At 51.6% G+C, this 19,698-nt stretch carries 17 protein-coding genes, 1 pseudogene and 1 other annotated feature; of the genes and pseudogenes, 4 read left to right on the top strand and 14 right to left on the bottom strand.

Annotated elements, in window-relative coordinates; translation table 11 throughout:
* Positions 1-295: 295 nt before the first annotated feature.
* Together cas6 and HPY81_10410 are read right to left on the bottom strand one after the other, a co-directional pair.
* Complete coding sequence (cas6, locus tag HPY81_10415) at positions 296-1,048, bottom strand: CRISPR-associated endoribonuclease Cas6 (GenBank protein ID NPV27828.1); 753 nt, start codon at positions 1,046-1,048, stop codon at positions 296-298.
* A 363-nt stretch (positions 1,049-1,411) separates the two neighbouring features.
* Positions 1,412-1,804, bottom strand: coding sequence for a hypothetical protein (locus HPY81_10410; GenBank protein NPV27827.1), 393 nt, complete (start codon positions 1,802-1,804; stop codon positions 1,412-1,414).
* A gap of 249 nt (positions 1,805-2,053) precedes the next feature.
* Between HPY81_10410 and HPY81_10405 the strand changes: the two genes are divergently transcribed.
* On the top strand, positions 2,054-3,436 hold the full coding sequence (locus tag HPY81_10405) for a Mur ligase family protein (protein NPV27826.1): 1,383 nt from the start codon (positions 2,054-2,056) through the stop codon (positions 3,434-3,436).
* Positions 3,396-4,121 (top strand): glutamine amidotransferase, encoded by a 726-nt coding sequence (locus HPY81_10400; GenBank protein NPV27825.1) that lies wholly within the window; start codon positions 3,396-3,398, stop codon positions 4,119-4,121. Before HPY81_10405 ends, HPY81_10400 begins: the two co-directional genes overlap by 41 nt.
* Here the strand turns inward: HPY81_10400 and HPY81_10395 are convergent.
* Positions 4,118-6,052, bottom strand: coding sequence for a penicillin-binding protein 1A (locus HPY81_10395; GenBank protein ID NPV27824.1), 1,935 nt, complete (start codon positions 6,050-6,052; stop codon positions 4,118-4,120). The two genes, HPY81_10400 and HPY81_10395, sit on opposite strands and share 4 nt — an antisense overlap.
* 307 nt (positions 6,053-6,359) lie before the next feature.
* Here HPY81_10395 and corA point away from each other — a divergent pair, with 307 nt between their 5' ends.
* On the top strand, positions 6,360-7,331 hold the full coding sequence (gene corA, locus HPY81_10390; GenBank protein ID NPV27823.1) for a magnesium/cobalt transporter CorA: 972 nt from the start codon (positions 6,360-6,362) through the stop codon (positions 7,329-7,331).
* Here the strand turns inward: corA and HPY81_10385 are convergent.
* The 7 genes from HPY81_10385 to HPY81_10355 all read right to left on the bottom strand — a co-directional run bounded on the left by HPY81_10385 (position 7,328) and on the right by HPY81_10355 (position 14,040).
* Positions 7,328-8,083 carry an NAD-dependent deacylase gene (locus HPY81_10385; protein NPV27822.1) on the bottom strand — a complete coding sequence of 252 codons (756 nt, stop codon included), beginning with the start codon at positions 8,081-8,083 and terminating at the stop codon, positions 7,328-7,330. The two genes, corA and HPY81_10385, sit on opposite strands and share 4 nt — an antisense overlap.
* A gap of 52 nt (positions 8,084-8,135) precedes the next feature.
* On the bottom strand, positions 8,136-8,726 hold the full coding sequence (gene yyaC, locus HPY81_10380; GenBank protein NPV27821.1) for a spore protease YyaC: 591 nt from the start codon (positions 8,724-8,726) through the stop codon (positions 8,136-8,138).
* A gap of 21 nt (positions 8,727-8,747) precedes the next feature.
* Positions 8,748-9,848, bottom strand: a complete 1,101-nt coding sequence (locus tag HPY81_10375; protein ID NPV27820.1) for a histidinol-phosphate transaminase — start codon at positions 9,846-9,848, stop codon at positions 8,748-8,750.
* A 36-nt stretch (positions 9,849-9,884) separates the two neighbouring features.
* Positions 9,885-10,469 (bottom strand): indolepyruvate oxidoreductase subunit beta, encoded by a 585-nt coding sequence (locus HPY81_10370; GenBank protein ID NPV27819.1) that lies wholly within the window; start codon positions 10,467-10,469, stop codon positions 9,885-9,887.
* Positions 10,462-12,204 (bottom strand): indolepyruvate ferredoxin oxidoreductase subunit alpha, encoded by a 1,743-nt coding sequence (gene iorA / locus HPY81_10365; GenBank protein NPV27818.1) that lies wholly within the window; start codon positions 12,202-12,204, stop codon positions 10,462-10,464. The genes HPY81_10370 and iorA overlap by 8 nt, the downstream gene beginning before the upstream one ends.
* Positions 12,205-12,340: 136 nt before the next feature.
* Positions 12,341-13,171, bottom strand: a complete 831-nt coding sequence (gene speE / locus HPY81_10360; protein ID NPV27817.1) for a polyamine aminopropyltransferase — start codon at positions 13,169-13,171, stop codon at positions 12,341-12,343.
* Between the two features lie 86 nt (positions 13,172-13,257).
* Positions 13,258-14,040 carry a DnaD domain protein gene (locus HPY81_10355; protein NPV27816.1) on the bottom strand — a complete coding sequence of 261 codons (783 nt, stop codon included), beginning with the start codon at positions 14,038-14,040 and terminating at the stop codon, positions 13,258-13,260.
* A gap of 117 nt (positions 14,041-14,157) precedes the next feature.
* Between HPY81_10355 and HPY81_10350 the strand changes: the two genes are divergently transcribed.
* Complete coding sequence (locus HPY81_10350) at positions 14,158-15,063, top strand: DMT family transporter (GenBank protein NPV27815.1); 906 nt, start codon at positions 14,158-14,160, stop codon at positions 15,061-15,063.
* Positions 15,064-15,093: 30 nt separating this feature from the next.
* On the opposite strand, the gene HPY81_10345 is transcribed toward HPY81_10350, so the two are convergent.
* The 4 genes and pseudogenes from HPY81_10345 to HPY81_10330 all read right to left on the bottom strand — a co-directional run bounded on the left by HPY81_10345 (position 15,094) and on the right by HPY81_10330 (position 19,114).
* Entirely contained in the window at positions 15,094-16,731 is a 1,638-nt protein-coding gene (locus HPY81_10345; GenBank protein NPV27814.1) for an MBL fold metallo-hydrolase, read from the bottom strand.
* Positions 16,732-16,765: 34 nt separating this feature from the next.
* Positions 16,766-17,239: a hypothetical protein gene (locus HPY81_10340; GenBank protein ID NPV27813.1), complete on the bottom strand. Its 474-nt coding sequence runs from the start codon at positions 17,237-17,239 to the stop codon at positions 16,766-16,768.
* A 214-nt stretch (positions 17,240-17,453) separates the two neighbouring features.
* Positions 17,454-18,644, bottom strand: coding sequence for an aminotransferase class I/II-fold pyridoxal phosphate-dependent enzyme (locus HPY81_10335; GenBank protein NPV27812.1), 1,191 nt, complete (start codon positions 18,642-18,644; stop codon positions 17,454-17,456).
* Positions 18,641-19,114 (bottom strand): annotated as a pseudogene (locus HPY81_10330) (Lrp/AsnC family transcriptional regulator). Before HPY81_10330 ends, HPY81_10335 begins: the two are co-directional and overlap by 4 nt.
* Positions 19,115-19,257: 143 nt before the next feature.
* Positions 19,258-19,499: a binding site (T-box leader), on the bottom strand.
* Positions 19,500-19,698 lie beyond the last annotated feature (199 nt).

Below are 19,698 nucleotides of genomic sequence, written 5' to 3'. Positions count from 1 at the left end.
CGCTTAGGCTTAAAATCTCTGCTGCTTCGCTGATGGTCATTTTCCCGTCGAGTAAGCAACGGGCCACATATAGCTTGTTTCGTTCATCCTGTGTCATTGATAATATCATCCTTTCATTTTAACCGAAGTGACATTTTCTCAGAAATATTTCAAGGTGACATTATCACAGAATGAACACACAAAATAAGATTGACCAGGTTCACAGGATGAATTATAATTTCCTTCAAGCATATGTAACATACGTTATTACTTATAAAGAATTGAAACTATAAAGTTCTTGTATGTGGTAGCCTACCTATAAGGATTTCTCTTCCCCCACCACCTCCACACACCCGAACCCCTGGGCGTTTTTCCCCCCCAGGCCCCCGTCCACCGCCAGCTGCAGCAGGGGTATGGGGCCAGTTAGAATCAGCTTACCTGAATAACCCTTGACAATTGTCCCTTTATAATTAACAACATGCATCCTTTGTCTTCCCAGGGTTCTGGCCCGGACTTGCCCCGCAGGAGGTTCGGTCCCGCAAAAAGCCCGGTATTTTTTTTGCAGGTTACTGTTTAATAACTTGTCATAATCAGGCTCACCCGGCTGGAAGTAACAGGTGTACTTGCGCCCATCCGGCCTCAATAAAGTGCTGTACAGGACAACAGGCGAAAGGGTCTTGAGAGGGACCTCTTTATTTTCGACCTTGAATTGTTGGGCATAAACCTTTTCGACAGCCACCTCTGTTTCGCCCAGCCGGATATATCCCCGGGTCAGCAAAGTATTAACCAATGATTGGCAAAATTCATCCACCGGTGATGAGATAGTTAGTTGTATTTCATTTGTAAACTTGATCAAATTTCGTGCTTTATCAATAGCAAACGGACCCCGCAAAAGGGAAAAAGCAAACATTTTAAAGATCCGTTTCCCATTAAGAAAACCCTGCTCATGCAGAAAAGCAGCCAGTTCGGAATCGATGGAATGATAAATCGCCGCCTGGACAATGTGGTTATAATGAACAGGCAAGATTACATCAGCCTTCACGGGTCGGAGATGAATTGTGAGATGAATATTTTTCCCTCCCATAATACATTTTTCTTAATCTTGACAATAGTCATAAGATTTCCCTAATAATTAGCTTCTCGGGCATAACAATCTCCTTACTTTTAGTTAGCAAAGCACAGTCACTCCACGCTCCAGGTAAGGCATGCGATCAAGTGAAAGAAACAACATGCTCATGGGATATTCTTCTACATATTCTCTCCAATTCCTCCAACTATATCCAATTTTTTGCCACCTAAGAAATAAAAAACAGCCAAACCATCCCGGTTCAGCTGCTTGGCTGCGCTCACACTAATCTCACTCTAGTCATTCACTAATCTCACAATAATTCTTATCTAATCTCAGGCTCTCCCCAATCTATTCGCACGCAATTCATTCCTTCATCTGTTTTTCTTCTTCAACACTCTTCTTGACCAGCCGCCAGTGATACAGATAAAGCGGCAGGGCGACCAGGATCAGGACGCCGTTTTCGAACAACCGCTTTGTAGCAAAGTACCGGTTCTGCTTGATCTGGAACTCCTGGTTAGCCTTAGCTCTTACCTCCTCCTTCGCCTTTTCTTCCGGGGTCAGGTTCGCTGCCTCTTTGCCCGGCTGGTACGGTTCTTTAAACATCTCTGGAAACATCTCTGGGCGCACGGGGGCTGGAAATACCAAACCGTAAGCGGCGTCAAAAGCCTGGACCGTACCAACCACCATCATGATCAGGGTAGTGAAACAAACCAGGTACAGATAAATATTGCGCACCGTCCACGAAGGTTTTAACACAGCGTAAACCTCCTTAATTTTGACTCTTTTCTTAAGTATAAACGTTTACGCAGGCACTGGCTACTCCTACTGCACTTTTTAAGATAAACAACTGTGGTTGCGCCCTGCTGCTGGAGAGAGTACAATTAGAGACAGGAAGCTGCTCCAGGATAAGCTCGGGATCAGACAGATAACACGCTGAACAGAAAACTAAAAATACGTTTTGCAGGTTCGAAAATCGGAGGATATACAAGGGGGACATTATAAAACATGACCTGGCGTTTTCCAGTCGCCCGGCTTGTGGGTCGGCTGATTCGTTTTTTAGCGCAAACCCTGGGGCTGGGTGGGACATCCCTGCCGGGGCGGGTAATTTTAGGGATTGATCCCGATTTCATCAAGCACACCATCCGGCAGTTCGACCTGGTAATCCTGATTACTGGAACCAACGGCAAGACTACCACCGCGAACCTGGTGGCAGAAATCCTGCGCCGGCACGGGGATGAAGTTATCCACAACCGTGAAGGCGCCAATATGCTGTCCGGCATCGCGACCGCGTTGCTGGACCGACCGCGGAGGAAATCAGGCCGTAGCGTGGCCGTTCTGGAAGTTGATGAGGGTAATCTTGACCTTCTCTGCCAGCACTTGAAGCCATCCGCTGTAGTGGTAACCAATCTGCTCCGGGATCAGCTTGACCGCTACTGGGAATTGCAGCGGCTCTGGCAGGTCATACACGACTGCCTGTTATCTCTGCCAGAGGCCACTCTGATCCTGAACGCTGATGATTCACTGGTCGCTTCCCTTGGTTATGGACACCAGCGCGTTCAATATTATGGGGTGAACCAGAAACCGGAACAGAAATCATCAATTATAGAACCCAGAGAGGCACACTTTTGTCCCCTTTGTGAAGCCCCCTTGCGCTTTGAGTACTTTCAGTACAGCCATTTAGGTCAGTATGCTTGCACCGCCTGTGCTTACACCCGCCCGGAGCCCAATTATTGCGTGATTAGCTACTACATACAAGCCGGTACTACCTCCTTCAAACTGCGCCACCCAACCGGTGCTCTCTCGCTGACCACCTTTTTGCTCGGGTTCTATAACATCTACAACGTCACCGCCGCGGTCAGTCTAGCGCTGTCTTTCAATGTCCCATCGGCCACCATCACCGCTGTTGTTGAAGATTTCCTTCCACCTGAGGGAAGGTCAGAAGTTTTTTATCTGCGCGGCAAACGCTGCACCCTTTTCTTGACTAAGAACCCCAGCGGATTGACGGAGGTCTTAAAAACCATCAACCCGAAAACCACCTTAGGCTTTTTGTTTGCCATCAATGACCTGGCTGCTGACGGCCGTGATGTCTCCTGGCTGTGGGATGTGGATTATACCCACCTCAACGAACACCCGACCTTTCCCATTGTCTGCGCCGGTTTGCGGGCGGGTGACATGGCCCTCTGCCTCAAGTACAATGGAATTGACCCTAAGCGCATCAAAATCCAGGAAAACCGTTTGAAGAGCATCCTAGAGCTCTTGAATGAACCAGTCGACGAACTGGCGATTCTGTGTACCTACACCAATCTGGCTCCTTACCGCAAACTACTCTGCAAGCTGGGGGATAAACATGAAACTATCCATCTGCCATCTGTATCCCGATCTGCTTAATCTGTACGGCGACCGGGGGAACATCATCATCCTATGTCAACGCCTGCAGTGGCGCGGCATCAGAGTGGAATTGACAGAGGTCTCGATTGGGGATGAATTCGAGGCCAGCAAATACGACCTACTGTTCATGGGTGGAGGTCCGGATCAGGAACAGTCCGCTGTCAGTCGAGACCTGGCTAAAAAAGGCCCCTACCTCGTGGAAGCAGTGGAGAATGGGCTCGTGGTGCTCAGTATTTGCGGCGGCTATCAACTGCTCGGCAAAAGCTATGTTTCCCGAACAGGAGATAACCTGCCCGGCGTCGGGATCTTTGACGCCGTAACGACAGCCGGCACCAGCCGTCTTAGGGGAAATATTGCCATCCGTGTCCATGAACTACCGGAAGACTATCCCGTGGTCGGGTTTGAAAACCACTCGGGTCGGACGGTCCTCGGAACCGCTTCCCCCTTCGGTCAGGTGATTTTCGGTGCTGGTAACAATGGCCAGGATAAAACCGAGGGTGCCCGCTACCGCAATGCTTTTGGGACGTACCTGCATGGCCCCATCCTGGGTAAGAATCCTCATCTGGCTGATTACCTGCTAACCCTGGCCCTGCGTCGCCGGTATGGCGAGATTGTCTTAAAACCGTTGGATGATTCCCTCGAGAAAGTAGTCAACCAGCAGTTTTTCAAACGTTTCGGCGGTTAAGGACCAAAGAAGAGGCCCAAAGGCGGTCCGGCGTGCTGGGGACAAGGTTCTTTCGGCTCCGTTCCCGCCCGAAAAGCGGCGGTGATGGTTTTCGGGCACCAGGGCGTCGCCAAATACCCATTCTCCGCATCAACGTTCGCCAAGACGATCCCAGGTGGAACGGGAAAGTCCGTGGGTGGCACCCCCGCCAGGGCATCCCGCATAAATTTGGCCCAAATTGGGCCCGCAATCCGCCCACCGGGAATCCCTACCGGCTGGGTCGGCTGGTCGTAGCCGATCCACACCGCGCAAACCAACTGCGGCGTATAGCCCACAAACCAGGCATCACGAAACTCCTCGGTTGTTCCCGTTTTGCCCGCGGCTGGCCGTCCCACAATCCCCGCCAGATGCGATCCCGTTCCTCCTGACTGCAGCACACCTTTGAGCATATCCGTCACAATATAGGCGGTGACCGGGTCAAGGACCTGGCTCACTTGCGGCCGGTGTTCTTCCAGGACCCGCCCGTAGCGGTCAACAATTTTTAACAGGTAGAACGGCCTGGTCAGCAACCCGCCACTAGCCAATGGGCCGTAGGCTTTCGCCATCTCCAGCACCGTTACCTCACTCGTACCCAGTGCCAGGGACAGGTATGGCCGCAGGTAACTTTCAATCCCCATGCGGTGGGCATAATCCACCAACACTGAGGGGCCGATTTCCTGGTTTAGCTGAACCGAGACCACATTATCCGAAATCATCAGGGCTTCTTTCAAGGTGAATGGACGGTAGTGATAGGGTTTATCCCCGTAATCGGTCGGCTTGTAAACCGTGCCGTCGGGTTGAGGGAACTTGGTCGGCTCACACATGTAGGTCCGGGCCGCGGTATAGCCCCGGTCAATTGCCGCCGTGTACAGGAAAGGCTTGAAGGCCGAGCCGGGTTGGCGTTTTGCCTGCATCGCCCGGTTGAATTTGCTCTGGGCAAAGTTCCGCCCCCCGATCATCGCCTTGATGTAGCCGTTCGTGGGATCAATTGCCACCAGCGCCCCTTCGACATCGGGCTTAGTCCCGGCCACCACTTCTGAAAAAGCTCGCTCCGCCGCCTCCTGCATCTTCAGGTCAATGGTGGTGTAGATGGAGAGGCCCTCACCGTAGAGCAGGGTAGCCCCGTTTTCATAGTGACTAATCACGTATTCCCTGATTTCATCCATGAGATATGGCGCACGGGTAATTCTTTCCTTCGGCTGCGCCAGCCGAATCGGTTCTTCTCTGGCCTTCTCCGCCGCCTCATTGCTGATCCAGCCTAACTTAACCAGGCGGTCGAGCACCACGCCCTGGCGTTCTTTCGCCCGCTCCAGATTACGAAACGGGGAATAATTGGCGGGTGAGCGCGGGATGCCGGCCAGCATGGCGCTTTCGGCCAGAGTCAAATTCTTTGCTGGCTTCCCGAAGTATGTCTGGGACGCCACTTCAATCCCATATGCCCCCTGGCCAAAATAAATTGTGTTCAGGTACATCTCCAGGATTTCGTCTTTCGTGTACCGTCGTTCCAGTTGGATAGTCAGGACTAATTCCTTAAACTTCCGGATCAGGGTGCGTTCTTGAGTCAGGTAGAGGTTCTTAACCGTCTGCTGGGTAATCGTACTGCCGCCTTCTACCACCCGGCCGGCCCGCAGGTCCACCCATATTGCTCTGGCAATGCCAATGGGGTCAATTCCCACGTGTTGATAAAACCGCTCGTCTTCAATGGCCACGATCGCCTGCCGCATGTAAGGAGAAATGTCCTTCAACGGTACCTCCACCCGGTTCTCTTGATACAGGTGAGCGATGACCTGGCCGTTGACATCAAAAACCTGGGAAGCCACCGGTAACTGAGGTTCCGGCAAACTAAGCCAGGAGTTGCACCCGGCAACAAATGGGCTGAAGACAACCACTAGGACAATCGCCAGTTTGCTCAGGAATGGATACTTTCTCACCAAAAAGTCACCTCTACCGGTATTGTCTCCGCCGTTACAGAGTTTTAATCTGGACGGGGAAACGAGTTGACAAGCATTCACGAAAAAAGTTATGATTAATTGTGTCTATTTGCGACGCGCCGTCATACAGTGCCGGGTAATAGAATTTGGGGAAGAAAGAGGGTGGTTAAAATAGACCCGATACCTGGTGACCAGTCCTACTTGTCTATAAGCCAAACCAACAACCACAGAGGGTCGTATTTTTACCACCGGCGAGGTACGACCCTCTGACTAAAAAGGGGGGAAAAGGATGATCAAGACTTACTTCTGGAATGATACCGAGCGTAAGATCTTGCACGACATTGACCTGACGATCAAAGACGAGCTCCTCGCTAACCCGGAAAATCTCCTCTGGATCGACCTCTACGACTGCAATGACCTGGAGTTAAACTACATTGGCAAAATTTTCGACTTCCACCCACTGGCGATTGAGGACTGCCTGCAGACCAGCCCCCGGGCGAAAGTCGATAAATACGACAAGTACTACTTCTTCGTTTTTCATGCCCTGCACTACGATGAGGAAAGCGATGACGAAATCACAACCTCAGAACTGGACGTTTTCCTCGGGCAAAATTACATTGTCACCATTCACAAAACCGCTCTAGCGGCTGTAGGCAAAGTCGCCAAACGCTGCCTGCAGCAGAACATGCTGATGGATCGCGGTCCCGATTACCTCCTCTACTCCATTATTGACAATATTGTTGATGACTACTTTCCGATCGTGGAGCGGATCGGTGAGCGGATTGATGAGCTGGAAGATGAGATCTATGTGAACCCGGCCCGGGAGGTATCGGATGAGATTCTGGCCTTAAAACGGACGATCCTTCTCTTACGGAAAGTCATCCTACCGCAGAAACGCATCTTTGCCAACGTTGGTGGCCGTTACTCCTTTGAAATTCGTCCTGAGAACCAACCCTTTTACATGGACCTGGTTGATCACCTGGAGCGGATTACTGACACCACAGACACGTATCGGGATCTGGTCAACAACACCCTGGACTCGTTCTTCTCCGTGCTTTCCAACCAGACCAATGAAGTTATCCGCGTTCTGACTCTGGCTTCAACGATTATGATGCCTCTGACCTTAATCGCCAGTGTGTTTGGGATGAATGTGCCGATCCCCTATCAGGACCACCCGATGGAGTTCTGGGCTATTTTGGGCGGAATGTTCGCCATGTCGGGCGGCATGATTGTCCTGTTTAAACGCAAGCGGTGGATTTAGCAACTTTGATGTATTAGTCTAGCCCAAATATCCATAAAGACCTTACTGGCCTTATCGTTGATTACAACATCCGCGTGCTGGTCAAAATGGGTCGGGGTCAGGTTGACGATCACCACCCGGCGGGCCAGATTCGGCAGGGTGTTGGCTGGAGAGACCTCCAGGCTGCTCCCCACCACCAGAAGCAGGTCGCAATTATGGAGCGCCCGCACCGCCAGGACATAATCTTTTGGCATGGAGTCACCAAACAGGACCACGTTCGGCCTTAAGGTGCCCCCGCACACACACTGAGGTGGGAATATCCCCTGCGCCACGTTCTGTTCGATTTGGGCATACGGGAACTCCCCTCCGCAGTCCAAACAGCGGCACGTGCGCAGGTGGCCGTGCACCTCAAAAACCTGACGCGAGCCGGCTGCCTGATGCAGGCCATCAATATTTTGAGTGACCACACCAGCGAGATAACCTGCCTCCTCCATCTGCGCCAGCACCAGGTGCGCCTGATTGGGCTGGGCATCTCGATAACGCGTAAACTGGGCCATGCCGAACGTATAGAACCGCTGCGGGTTACGTCGTAGCGCGGTTACCGACAGCTCCTCCATCGGGTCAACCCGCTCCCACAGGCCGGTACCTGGGCTGCGAAAATCGGGAATTCCGCTCTCCGTGCTGATCCCGGCTCCCGTCAACGCATAAACACGTGGTGCCGCCTGTTTAATCAAGGCCACGACCCGCTCGATTTGACTCTGATCGCTGTTCATCAAGCTCCCTCCGAAACAAAGACCTTTCACTCCGCACTTTACTTTATCGAACCTACTTTTTCTGTCCCGCATACAAGACCTGAATTCCTTCAACGATAGTACAAGCCATTTTCCAGACCAGGCTCAGCCGTGTCCGATGCAAGATATGTTCTTCATTCCATGAAAAATGGGTACCGATCACACCGGTAATGGCCACCTGCCCAACCGGGGGCAACCGGCGGCGCAAACCGGCCCCGGGCCATAAAGCTCCCTGACGAATCGTAACACAGCCAACGTGAGCTGGTTTACCCAGGGAAGCATCAATGGCCACCGTAAAGGGAGTGGGATGGAAGTATCTTAATTCCTCAATCCGGGCGGTAATGTTCCCGGCGTGCAAGGGTTGATCAAGGGTACCGATCACCTTCAAATCAGGCATTCTTTCGGATATTAGCGTACCCACCAACGGCCCTAAACAATCCCCAACCGCCGTATCGGTCCCGATGCATAACCATAAAACTGGTTGACTGCTCGCCGGTGTCAGCACCTTTGTCAGGGCCTGGGCAAACCGCTGGGCAATTTCCGGCTCACCAACCGATGCACGAAAAATTACCGTGGCACCTTTCTCTGCTGATGCACAACAGCCGACGCACCCCAACCACATCAAGCCCACCCCTCCAGATTGTCTTTAACTTGCCAGTACCTTCCGCAGGGCCTGAACAAACCGCTCATTCTCTTCGGTCGTTCCGATCGTCACCCGGATGTGCTGCGGGTACCCGAAAATCCCACCTGGCCGAACGATCACCCCTTCTCGCATCAGTTTTTGAAATACATCCTGGGCCTCAGTCCGCACATGGACCAACATAAAGTTGGCCTCTGTAGGTACACACTCCAGACCCATCGCCGCCAGTTCATGGTACAGATAATCACGGCCCGCCTGATTTACCGCCCGGCTCTTCTGCACGTGCTCCTGATCATCCAGGGCCGCCAGGGCTGCCGCCTGAGCCACTAGATTGACGTTGAAAGGTTCGCGCACCCGCCCAAGGCACGCGATGATTTCCGGATCAGCTATACCGTAACCGACACGCAGCCCAGCCAAACCATAAATCTTGGAGAATGTCCGCAGGACAATCACCCGTCGCCCCTTCCGTACAAACTCGATAGTTTGCGGATACCGGTCGTCGCTCACATACTCATAATAAGCCTCATCAAACACTACCACCACATCTTCGGGGACCTTGGTCATAAACTCGTCAACTTCCGTTTTTGTCACGATCGTTCCCGTCGGGTTATTCGGATTACAGACGAAAACAAGCCTGGTCCGAGGGCCTATTTTCCCCGCCATCGCCATCAGGTCATGGGTATAGTTTTGCAGTTCCACCATCACCGGTTCAGCCCCCATCACCCTGGTCACAAACTCGTACTCACCAAAAGAGGGATTAGCTATGATGACTTCGTCGCCCTCGCGCAGAAAGGTCTCGGCGATGAGTTTGAGCAATTCATCTGAACCATTGCCGATAATCAGGCATTCGGGAGCAATACCCAGATGCGCCGCCAGGGCCTGTTTCAGGTAAAAGCAAGCCCCATCCGGGTAAAGGTTGACCTTCTCCACCGCTTGTTTCATGGCGGCAACTGCCTTCGGGGATGGGCCAAGCGGATTTTCGTTCGAGGCTAGCTTGATCACATTGGTGATCCCCAGTTCCCGTTCAACTTCTTCGATCGGTTTCCCTGGAACATATGGTTTGATCTGCAGGATATTCGGACGGACTAGATCGGTAATCTTTGTCATATAAATTGATACCTCCGTTCAATTAACATTAACATATTATTTAACAGCCGCCATCCCCAGCTTGAAGGCCTGCTCATTAATTGCCAGCGCTATCGGCGGCACGGTCTTGGCCAGCGCCTGAAGACAGACCGTCTCGTCAAAACCGAGCAACCGGGTCAGCACCCCCAGCAGGACGACGTTGGCCGCCCGTACGTTACCGCACTGGATGGCCAGTTCAGTGGCGTTCAAAACGACCACGTTCGGCACGACCTCCTGAATCTTTTCGGGAATCCCTTCAGGATATTTGGCGGCTCCTGTCAGCACCGGCAAGGGATCAACCGACTGGTCGTTGATGATCACCTGGCCACCGGCTTTTAAGTAGGGGAGCCAGCGTAAGGCCTCCAGTTTCTCAAAGGCCAGGATCACGTCCGCTTCTCCCTGGGCAATCAGGGGCGAGTAGACCCGCTGGCCGAAGCGGACCTGGGTCACTACACTCCCGCCCCGCTGGGCCATGCCGTGCACTTCCGAAACCTTAACATCGTGGCCAAGCTGCCGGGCCACCTGGGCCAATATTCGGCTGGCCAGGAGGGTTCCCTGACCACCGACCCCCACGATCAGTACATTGGTGACTGGATTAGGCATTTTGTCCACCTACTTTCTCGAAGGCGTTCAGTCGGCAGATTTGGGTACATAGCTGACAGCCCACGCAAATCGTTTCGTTGATCCGCACCTTCTTGTCGCGCAGCTCCAGGCCCGGACAGCCCAGGCGCAGGCACAGTCGACAGCCGGTACACTTCTCCGGGTCAATGCGTAGTTTCAAATCCGCAGGTTTGTCTAACAGGGCGCACCGCCGCCGGGCAATAATCACCGAAGGTTCAGCCGCTGCCAGTTCTTCTTTCACCACGGACTCCATCCTGGTCAGGTCAAAGGGATCGACCACGGTAATCCGCTGGACGCCGATCGCCTCCACCAGTTTCACCAGATCGAGTTGATGGGTTGGCTGGCGGTCAACCGTCACACCGGTGCCAGGGTGATCCTGGTGACCGGTCATCGCGGTCGTGCCGTTGTCCAGGATGATCACCGTCGTCGTCCCGCGATTGTAGACCACGTCAATCAGCGGAGTGATCCCGGAGTGCACAAAGGTGGAATCCCCGATCACCGCGACTACTCCTTGCGCAAACTCGCGACCGCGGGCCTTCTCCATTCCCAGAGCGGTCCCGATGCTCGCGCCCATGCAGATACAGGTATCAATAGCATTGAGCGGTGGTAAGGCCCCCAGGGTATAACACCCGATATCACCGGTCACTTTCAGCTTCAGTTTGTTCAAGACGTAAAAGACACCGCGGTGCGGACAGCCGGGGCACATCACCGGAGGCCGCGCTGGAACGTTCTCTTCCACCTGATAAACCTCCACTGGCGGTTGCCCGAGCAATTTTTCAGCGATCAGTTCCGGGTTGAATTCGCCGACGACCGGCAGAACCTGCTTGCCCGTCACCTTAAGCCCCCAGGATCTGATCTGTTCTTCCAGGTAGGGCTCCAACTCCTCCACTACGTAGACCCGGTCTACCCCCTGGACAAACTCGGTGATCAACTTCTTCGGCAGGGGATTAGTCATCCCCAACTTGAGGAACGAGGCAGTCGGCATGACTTCCCGGGCATATTGATAAACCACGCCGCTGGTGATGATGCCAACACTCCGGTCGCCCCACTCAATTCGGTTCAGCGGTGTCTGCTCGGCATAAGCTGCCAAGGCCAGCAGCCGCTCTTCTACCTTGACGTGTCGGGTCCGGGCATAACCCGGCAGCATCACATATTTGGCGGCGTCTTTAGTATACGGTTTAAGTTTGATTTTCTCCCGCTCACCCAGTTCCACCAGACTCTGGGAATGCGCCAACCGCGTGGTCACCCGCACCATCACCGGCGTGTCAAACTGCTCGCTGATAATGTAAGCCAGCTTAACAAAGTCTTTGGCTTCCTGGCTGTCAGCCGGTTCAAGCAGGGGTATTTTGGCGAATCGGGCATACAGCCGGTTATCCTGTTCATTCTGTGAACTGTGCATGCCCGGATCATCAGCGCTAATCAGCACCAGGCCACCATTAACACCAGTATAAGCAAACGTCATTAAGGGATCAGCGGCCACGTTGACACCCACGTGCTTCATTGCTACCAGAGTCCTCGCTCCACCGATTGAGGCGCCAATCCCCACTTCCAGCGCTACTTTTTCGTTGGGTGCCCATTCAGCATAGATTTCCGGGTACCGAGTGATCTGCTCAATTATTTCCGTACTGGGTGTCCCCGGGTACGCGGTAGCTACCGTTACCCCGGCCTCATACGCGCCCCGGGCAATTGCCTCGTTACCTAACAATAATTCACGCACAAATCGTACTCCTTTCGCAAAATTTTTCTGGCAACAAATCAGCCGAAGGTCGCTGAATTATCCCTTCAGCAATTCGCTTCGGCCAAACAAAAATCCTGCTATTTTCACAAATCAACAATTCGTATCAGGAATTTCCTTAATCCATTAACAGCTCCTGTAAAAATTTGGGTAGGACAAACGCCGCCTGATGAATTTCAGGGGTATAATACCTGGTTGAAAAAGGTAACAGCGCCCCTCTTCTGAATTTTAGCGGGTGATATTCTTTTGAAGCCAGGGTAAACGTCCAAAAACCGCTCATGTACGTTGGTACCGTGGTCAAATACACCATCTTGATGGGAAAGAGCTTTTTTAAAGACTGGCTCACACTCTTGACCAGTTCCCGGTTATACAAAGGTGATTGAGTCTGCGCCACCATTAAACCATCGTCTCGAAGAATATTGTTGATCTGTGCATAAAAGCCATGGCTAAACAAACCCGCCGCGGGGCCAATCGGGTCACATGAATCAATAATGACGACGTCGTAAACCGCCGGGCAGTTTTGGACATACTCAAGTCCATCAGCGATGATCACGTTGACCCGCGGATTATCAAGAGCACAACTCAATTCCGGTAAGTAGCGGCGGCAGTTGACAATCACCCTTTCATCGATCTCAACAAGGTCCACCTGTGCAACGCTGGTGTGCTTCACCACCTCACGTACTGTTCCCCCATCTCCACCACCAATGACCAGCACCCGCCGGGGTTCGGGGTGGGTAAACAGAGGGACATGGGCAATCATCTCGTGATAAAAAAACTCATCGCCAACCGTAGTCTGAACATTACCGTCCAGCACCAGTGCCCGCCCGAACTCAACAGTATCAACAATACTCAGTTCTTGGTACCTGGTGGTCTCCTGGTGGATTACCTGTCTGACTTTCCAATTAACACTATAACCAGAAGTGTGGCCCTCTACCAGCCATAAATCCATTTTCATTACCACCCTTTCAATTTGGATTGGTTGAGAAAAGCATGCGCTGTTAGAAGGTGGACCAGAATAGCGAATTGATAAAAATGTTAACCCAGGTACAGATCCCGAAAATCTTCTGACCCGCCCTCAGGGTGACTTTTTCCCTTCTCTTTGCTCCTGATATTTTTGGTGTTACGGGTTGCCTTTTTTTCCTTAAACCGTTCCTCATAAACCTCTACCTCTCTCAAGGTACGCACACCCTGCTTGCTCCATTCGCGCAGGATGCTGTCAATATAACGAAAATTGCGGACTCCCTGCAGGGCAGCCCGTTTCAATGCTTCAATGATCAATTCTGGGGAATGTCCTTCACCATCACACCACTCAATAATCTGCGACCCTTCCATCGGGGTGAGGGGTCGACCAAACTCCTGTTCAAACAGTTTATACACCCAGGCGACATTATCTGCCGGCTTGTTCCTGCTAACCGACTGGGCAGCCGCTGCTCGTTTGGCCTCCTCCATTTCCTTGATCTTTTCACTGGCCCAAATTTCCGCCAGCTTGTCGAATAATCCTTCAAATCGGTAACTGGCTACCGTCCCAACATCGTCACGGTTTCGTTCAATGCGCACCAGTTTCCTGGCTACGAGGTTGGCCAGACTTTTCTCGATTTGGACCTGATCGGCGCTCATCATACCCGTCAGCTTTTCTATTGTGGGAAAAGCATCCTTCTCCGCATTGGCCAGGTGAAAAAGCTGAATTAACAGCATCATTTCCTGGTCACTTATTCCCAGTTTACTATAGGAGCGCAGCAGAAAGTTGGGTATGCTGGTTGTCCCTTTTAATAAGAGGTCCTGGGCAAATGAGGCAAGCAAGCTATCCTTGGCCGACATGCAGATCCAATCCTTTCCACCACACAACTTAATCCTATTATATCATCCCCTTTCCATTTTTGAAACGTCGCTGTGGGTGTGATATAATATTCATATCGCTGTCAGAAGGTGACTACGGTGAATCTACTCCTCGGACACATATATGTTACAATTTCCGCCTTGGCTTACGGTTTTTCGCCAATTTTAGGGAAGTTTGCTTATCGGTTAGGAGTGACACCGGCTATCTTGCTGTCGGCGCGTTTTCTCCTGGCCACTGCCCTCCTGTGGATGTTCATGTTCATGACCAGGTTCACTCAATACCGTTTAGATCTGCGATCTCTCAAGTTTTGTGCAGTTCAAGCCGTAGTTTATCTGCTTTCGACCATCTGTTTCTTTTATGCCATTCAGTATCTGGACGCTTCAATTGCCAGCATTATTTTGTTTACTTATCCCCTGTTCGTGGCCTTTCTGGCTATTCTGCTGTTTAAGGAGCGTTTGAGTTTGATCCGCTTGTCGGTCCTCTTCACCACCTTTACGGGGTGCTCGCTGGTCATCAATCCTCCATCAAGCCTGGTCGGATTGAGCCTCTCTCCCCGGGGGCTGCTGCTCGCGTTCGGCTCCAGTGTTTTTTACGCTGCCCATAGCCTGATCAGCCAGCGCACGGTTTATCATACCTCACCCCTGGTGGCCAGTGCTTATCTCAACACCTTTGTTATGGTCCAGACCCTGGTCATCTTTCCACCGATTTACCTGGTGACCGGCGCAGTTGCCTGGTCAGCCTTTGCCATCATCTTCGTTTTGGTTCTCTGTACCTCGATAATCGGGATGGTCTTCTTCTTAAGTGGAATCAAACGGATCGGCGCCAGCCGAGCGGCCATTGTCAGTTCAATGGAACCCGTCTTTACCATTATTCTGGCTTTCTTCCTTCTGGGCGAACAGATGACCAGCCTTCAACTTGTCGGGGCAGCCATAATCCTGCTCGGCATTCTGCTGCTCCAGGCAGAGCGTCATGAAGTCATGGTCAAAAAGACGATAGACGCATAAAAAAAGGCCATCACTGGCCTTAAGGTTATTTTAATTAATTTTGCGCCATTGGTCAACCAGTTGCTCCAGTTGCTGGATTTTAGCCAGGAGGCTCTCAAAGTTCTGCTGATCCATTTCTTGTTCTACCAGTTCACGCAGCTTCATCCGCAGTTCGAAATATGCGTGCTCCACCTGGGTTGCCAACGCTACCGACACCCCGGCTGGCATCTTTGGCGGAACAGTGGTTGGCGCTGGTTGGGCCACCGCTACAGGTGCCGCGACAGGTACCGCGAGTGGGGTTAATTCTTCTACGTCCAGCCATTTTGGCACCACCGTCGGGATGCCCATCTCCTGGGTGATCAACTGGGCCAGCGTGAGGGACGATTCTTCTTCTCCATGAACAATAAAAATCTTGCCCGGTTTGGATCGGAAGCGCTTCACCCAGGCCAGGAGTGCTCGCTGATCGGCATGCGCCGAAAAGCCGTCGATGTTGCGAATATCCGCCTTGACTACTACTTCTTCGCCGTGGATCGTCACCAGTTTTTCGCCGTCCAGCAGCCGACGGCCCAGGGTGCCTTTGGCCTGGTAACCGACAAACAAGACTGTCGATTCGGGACGCCACAGGTTATGTCTGAGGTGGTGCTTTATCCGACCCGCGTCGCACATGCCGCTGGCGGAGATGATGATCGCCCCGCCCTTTAATCCGTTCAAGGCCTTAGATTCTTCTGCTGTGTGCGTGTAGCGCAACCCTGGCAAAGCCAGCGGGTTCTCCCCCCGCCGGATCAATTCCTGGGTTTCTGCATCAAAATACTGGCTGTTGCGGCGGAAAATTTCCGTCGCCTCAATTGCCAGCGGACTGTCGATAATGACTGGCACATTCGGTATAGATTTGGTTTGCAGCAGCAGGTTTAAGTCATAAAGGAGGTCCTGGGTCCGCTCAACCGCGAACGCCGGGATGATCAGGTTGCCCCCTTTCGCCATCGTCTCCAGGATCACATTTTTTAAGGCCTCGACCTTGTTCACGTTTTCCTGGTGCAAGCGATTACCATAAGTTGACTCCATGAACACATAATCAGCCGCCTCAATCAGGGTCGGATCCTTAACCAGCGGCTGATTATGGTTGCCAATATCACCAGAGAAGACCAGCTTGATTTCGTGATCTCCTTCTTGCACCCACATCTCGATCATGGCTGAGCCAAGGATATGCCCGGCATCTTGAAACCGCACACTTACTTCTGGCGTTAACTGAATGACCTCCTGATACTCAACGCGGCGAAATTGCTTGAGACATTCCATGGCATCCTGAACTGTGTATATTTCCTCGAGCAGCGGCTTACCGGCCCGTTTGAGTTTCCTGTTCTTCCGCTCAACTTCCATCTCCTGGACGTGCGCGCTATCAGGGAGCAGGATACTACAAAGGTCAACAGTAGCTGAAGTCGCCAGGATCTGGCCACGAAAACCGTGTTTGTAGAGTTTTGGAATGAGTCCACTGTGGTCGATATGGGCATGGGTTAGTAACAGAAATTTAACCTCATTCGGCTCCACGTAGAAGCTTTCGTAATTCCTTTCTTTTATTTCCTTACTACCCTGAAACATCCCACAATCGACCATGATTTTCGTCTGGCCGACTTCCAATAAATAGCACGAACCCGTAACAGTCCGGGCCGCGCCTAAAAATTGTACCCTCATTAAGCTCCTCCTTGTTGCCCGCTCTGGCAAGCCATTAAACCGCTCGAATCTGGCGCCGACGGGTATTGCTCAGTAAAGTTTTGTAAGTCTCGACCATTTCATAAATTTCTCGTTGGGTTCGGGGAACATTGCCAGCCATGGCGGCTGATTCAATCGCATCTAACGCGTCATAAGTGAATTTGACCAGATTATGTTCTATCAACGAATCTTTGATCAGACCAACATACTTATCGTAAATTCGCTCAAACATTTGCTGACAGTGGTAACGGAGTTTCCGCACCCGTTCAATAACCTCTTCGGTATAGTTCTCACTCTCTGGCAGATGCGCTAATCCCAACAGATGGTTGCACAGAGTCTGATTATGAATAACCTGGGTCACGTATTCAGACTTACACTGCATCGTTAATACGTACTGGATGTAGCGCTGCACCTCACGGCGGTTTTCCGAAGTTAAAGCAGAAAACTGGTTTAATAGTTGCATCTCCAGCGAACTCAATTTACTCGGCATCACCTGGCCCCCCTTCTTATATACAAAAACCGCTTAATCAATTGTCTTTTTGTGTTAATTATGACATTTTTAGGGCATATGGTATAAATACCGAAAATGGCGGTACCCCGCCATTTTCATCTTTGCCTCTACTTTCGACGCGGGGGAGGTAATTCCTGCTGGACTGGCTCTTGAGAAAGATATAACTTTCCCCTATAAATTGCTTATTTTCGACCTATTTCTCCGTGCTCCTCGATCTTAATCGACTAATGAAACGGCTCATCCGCTGGAGGGCCTCATTGATGTCTTTAACTGAAGCCGCATAGCAGCACCGGATAAAACCTTCTCCGCTTTGGCCAAAGGCATTTCCCGGAACCACGGCCACTTTTTCCTCTTTAAGCAACCGTTCCGCAAATTCTTCACTCGTCAGCCCCGTGCAGCGAATCGAAGGGAAGACATAAAACGCGCCTTTCGGTTCAAAGCACTCTAACCCCATTTCACGTAAGCCGGTTAAGATCAGGCGCCGGCGCTGGTCATATGATTTAATCATCTTCGTCATTTCTTCTTCACCATTGCGCAGGGCTTCGATAGCGGCCATCTGAGCCATGATGGGAGCACAGAGCATGGTAAATTGGTGAATCTTCATCATGGCGGAAATAAACGCTTGGTGCCCGGCGGCATAACCAATACGCCAGCCGGTCATCGCAAAAGCCTTGGAAAAACCGTTCAAGACAATCGTGCGGTCCCGCATGCCGGGCAGCGAAGCGATGGATACATGCCGTCCCTCATAGGTTAACTCAGCGTAAATCTCGTCGGAGATGACCAGCAAGTTGTGCTCCTTCACGACCTCAGCGACAGCCTCCAGATCTGCCCGGGTCATAATCGCCCCGGTTGGGTTACTCGGAAAGGTTAGAATAATCACCTTGGTTCTAGGGCTTAAGTTTTCCCGAATTGCTCGCACCGTGACTTTAAACTCACTCTCAGCAGAGGTCGGCAGCATCACCGGTCGCCCCCCCGCCATTAAGGTACAGGGCACGTAGGACACATACGCCGGGTCGGGAATCAACACCTCATCACCCGGGCATAAAACCGCACGAAGGGCAAGGTCCACCGCTTCACTGACCCCAACCGTAACCAGGATTTCACTCAAGCCATCGTAATTCAGATCAAAGCGGCGCTGGAGGTAACGGGCGATTTCCTGCCGCAATTCGGGTAAGCCATAGTTGGAAGTGTACATGGTGTAGCCCTTTTCCAGGGAGTAGACACAGGCCTCCCGGATGTGCCAGGGTGTAACAAAGTCCGGCTCGCCGACCCCAAGGGAAATGACACCTTTGGTCTGTGCGACCAGATCAAAGAAGCGTCTGATACCTGACGGAGGAATGGCTTTGATAACTGGAGAAATATACTCTTCGGGTGACCTGGTCATGGAGTAATCACCAACCTTCGATCCTCTTCTTTGTCTTCAAAAATTACACCGTCTTGTTTGTACTTCTTTAAAACAAAATGAGTCGCGGTGCTCTGTACGTGGTCAAGGGTAGCCAGTTTTTCCGCCACAAACATGGCCACTTCCTTCATGTCTTTTCCCTCAATCTCTACTGAGAGGTCATATGCCCCCGACATAAGGTAAACCGATCGCACCTGCGGGAAGCGGTAAATCCGCTCGGCTACTTTGTCAAATCCCACTTCCCGTTCCGGGGTGACCTTTACGTCGATCAGGGCAGTCACCCCGTTGCCTCCGGCCTTTTCCCAATTAATGATGGTGTGATAACTGAGAATAACTTTTTCCTCTTCAAACTGCTTAATAGTCGCCGCGACCTCTTCCTCAGAGATGTTCAGCATCATCGCTATTTCCTTGTTACTCAGCCGGCTGTTTTGTTTTAAAAGACATAAGATTTCCTTCTCTTTCACTGATGTGATCCTCCTTCTATTAAGATATTCAAAATTCTTAAGAAAACCTTATTTTGCGCCAAGTTTTAGTTACGCTTATATCAATCAGAAGGTTATTATTCTGAGCGATCAATAAAAAAACCCCTCCGTCCCCAAGGGACGAGAGGTTTACACACTCGCGGTACCACCCTAGTTGACCAGCCCAACGCTGGTCCACTCTGCTGTTTGAGTTGGAACTCAAACACTTCCCGTAACGGAGGATCACCGACACGGCTTACTGTTCTTCAGCCGGTAACTCCAGGGTGGCGTTCACTGAACATCCTTACCGACTTGCACCAACCGTCGGCTCTCTAAAAAGGTCTGAACAGCTACTCTTCCCCTTCATCATCTTTGGTTTTGTTATACTTTATTATTATTGTTATTCTAACATCTACTAACCGGCAGTGTCAATGTTTTTTAGTCACCCGTCCGTGTCAAGATCTAGTAGGTATCTCCACAAAAATTTTTTCCGCTATGAGACCTCACCGTTCAAAACATCAGCATCAAGGCAGCGGCCTTGACAGCCACCCCACAGGTGGTCAAATATTGGCACC

Source organism: Bacillota bacterium, assembly GCA_013178045.1.
Taxonomy (GTDB): domain Bacteria; phylum Bacillota; class Ch66; order Ch66; family Ch66; genus Ch66.
This window is presented reverse-complemented; position numbering and strand designations above follow the sequence as displayed.

Bases quoted from the DNA above. Each gene is read 5' to 3' on its own strand.
- HPY81_10405 (NPV27826.1), top strand. From the start codon at position 2,054: ATGACCTGGCGTTTTCCAGTCGCCCGGCTTGTGGGTCGGCTGATTCGT.
- HPY81_10400 (NPV27825.1), top strand. From the start codon at position 3,396: ATGAAACTATCCATCTGCCATCTGTATCCCGATCTGCTTAATCTGTAC.
- corA (NPV27823.1), top strand. From the start codon at position 6,360: ATGATCAAGACTTACTTCTGGAATGATACCGAGCGTAAGATCTTGCAC.
- HPY81_10385 (NPV27822.1), bottom strand. From the start codon at position 8,083: ATGAACAGCGATCAGAGTCAAATCGAGCGGGTCGTGGCCTTGATTAAA.
- HPY81_10375 (NPV27820.1), bottom strand. From the start codon at position 9,848: ATGACAAAGATTACCGATCTAGTCCGTCCGAATATCCTGCAGATCAAA.
- HPY81_10370 (NPV27819.1), bottom strand. From the start codon at position 10,469: ATGCCTAATCCAGTCACCAATGTACTGATCGTGGGGGTCGGTGGTCAG.
- speE (NPV27817.1), bottom strand. From the start codon at position 13,171: ATGGATTTATGGCTGGTAGAGGGCCACACTTCTGGTTATAGTGTTAAT.
- HPY81_10355 (NPV27816.1), bottom strand. From the start codon at position 14,040: ATGTCGGCCAAGGATAGCTTGCTTGCCTCATTTGCCCAGGACCTCTTA.
- HPY81_10345 (NPV27814.1), bottom strand. From the start codon at position 16,731: ATGAGGGTACAATTTTTAGGCGCGGCCCGGACTGTTACGGGTTCGTGC.
- HPY81_10340 (NPV27813.1), bottom strand. From the start codon at position 17,239: ATGCCGAGTAAATTGAGTTCGCTGGAGATGCAACTATTAAACCAGTTT.
- HPY81_10335 (NPV27812.1), bottom strand. From the start codon at position 18,644: ATGACCAGGTCACCCGAAGAGTATATTTCTCCAGTTATCAAAGCCATT.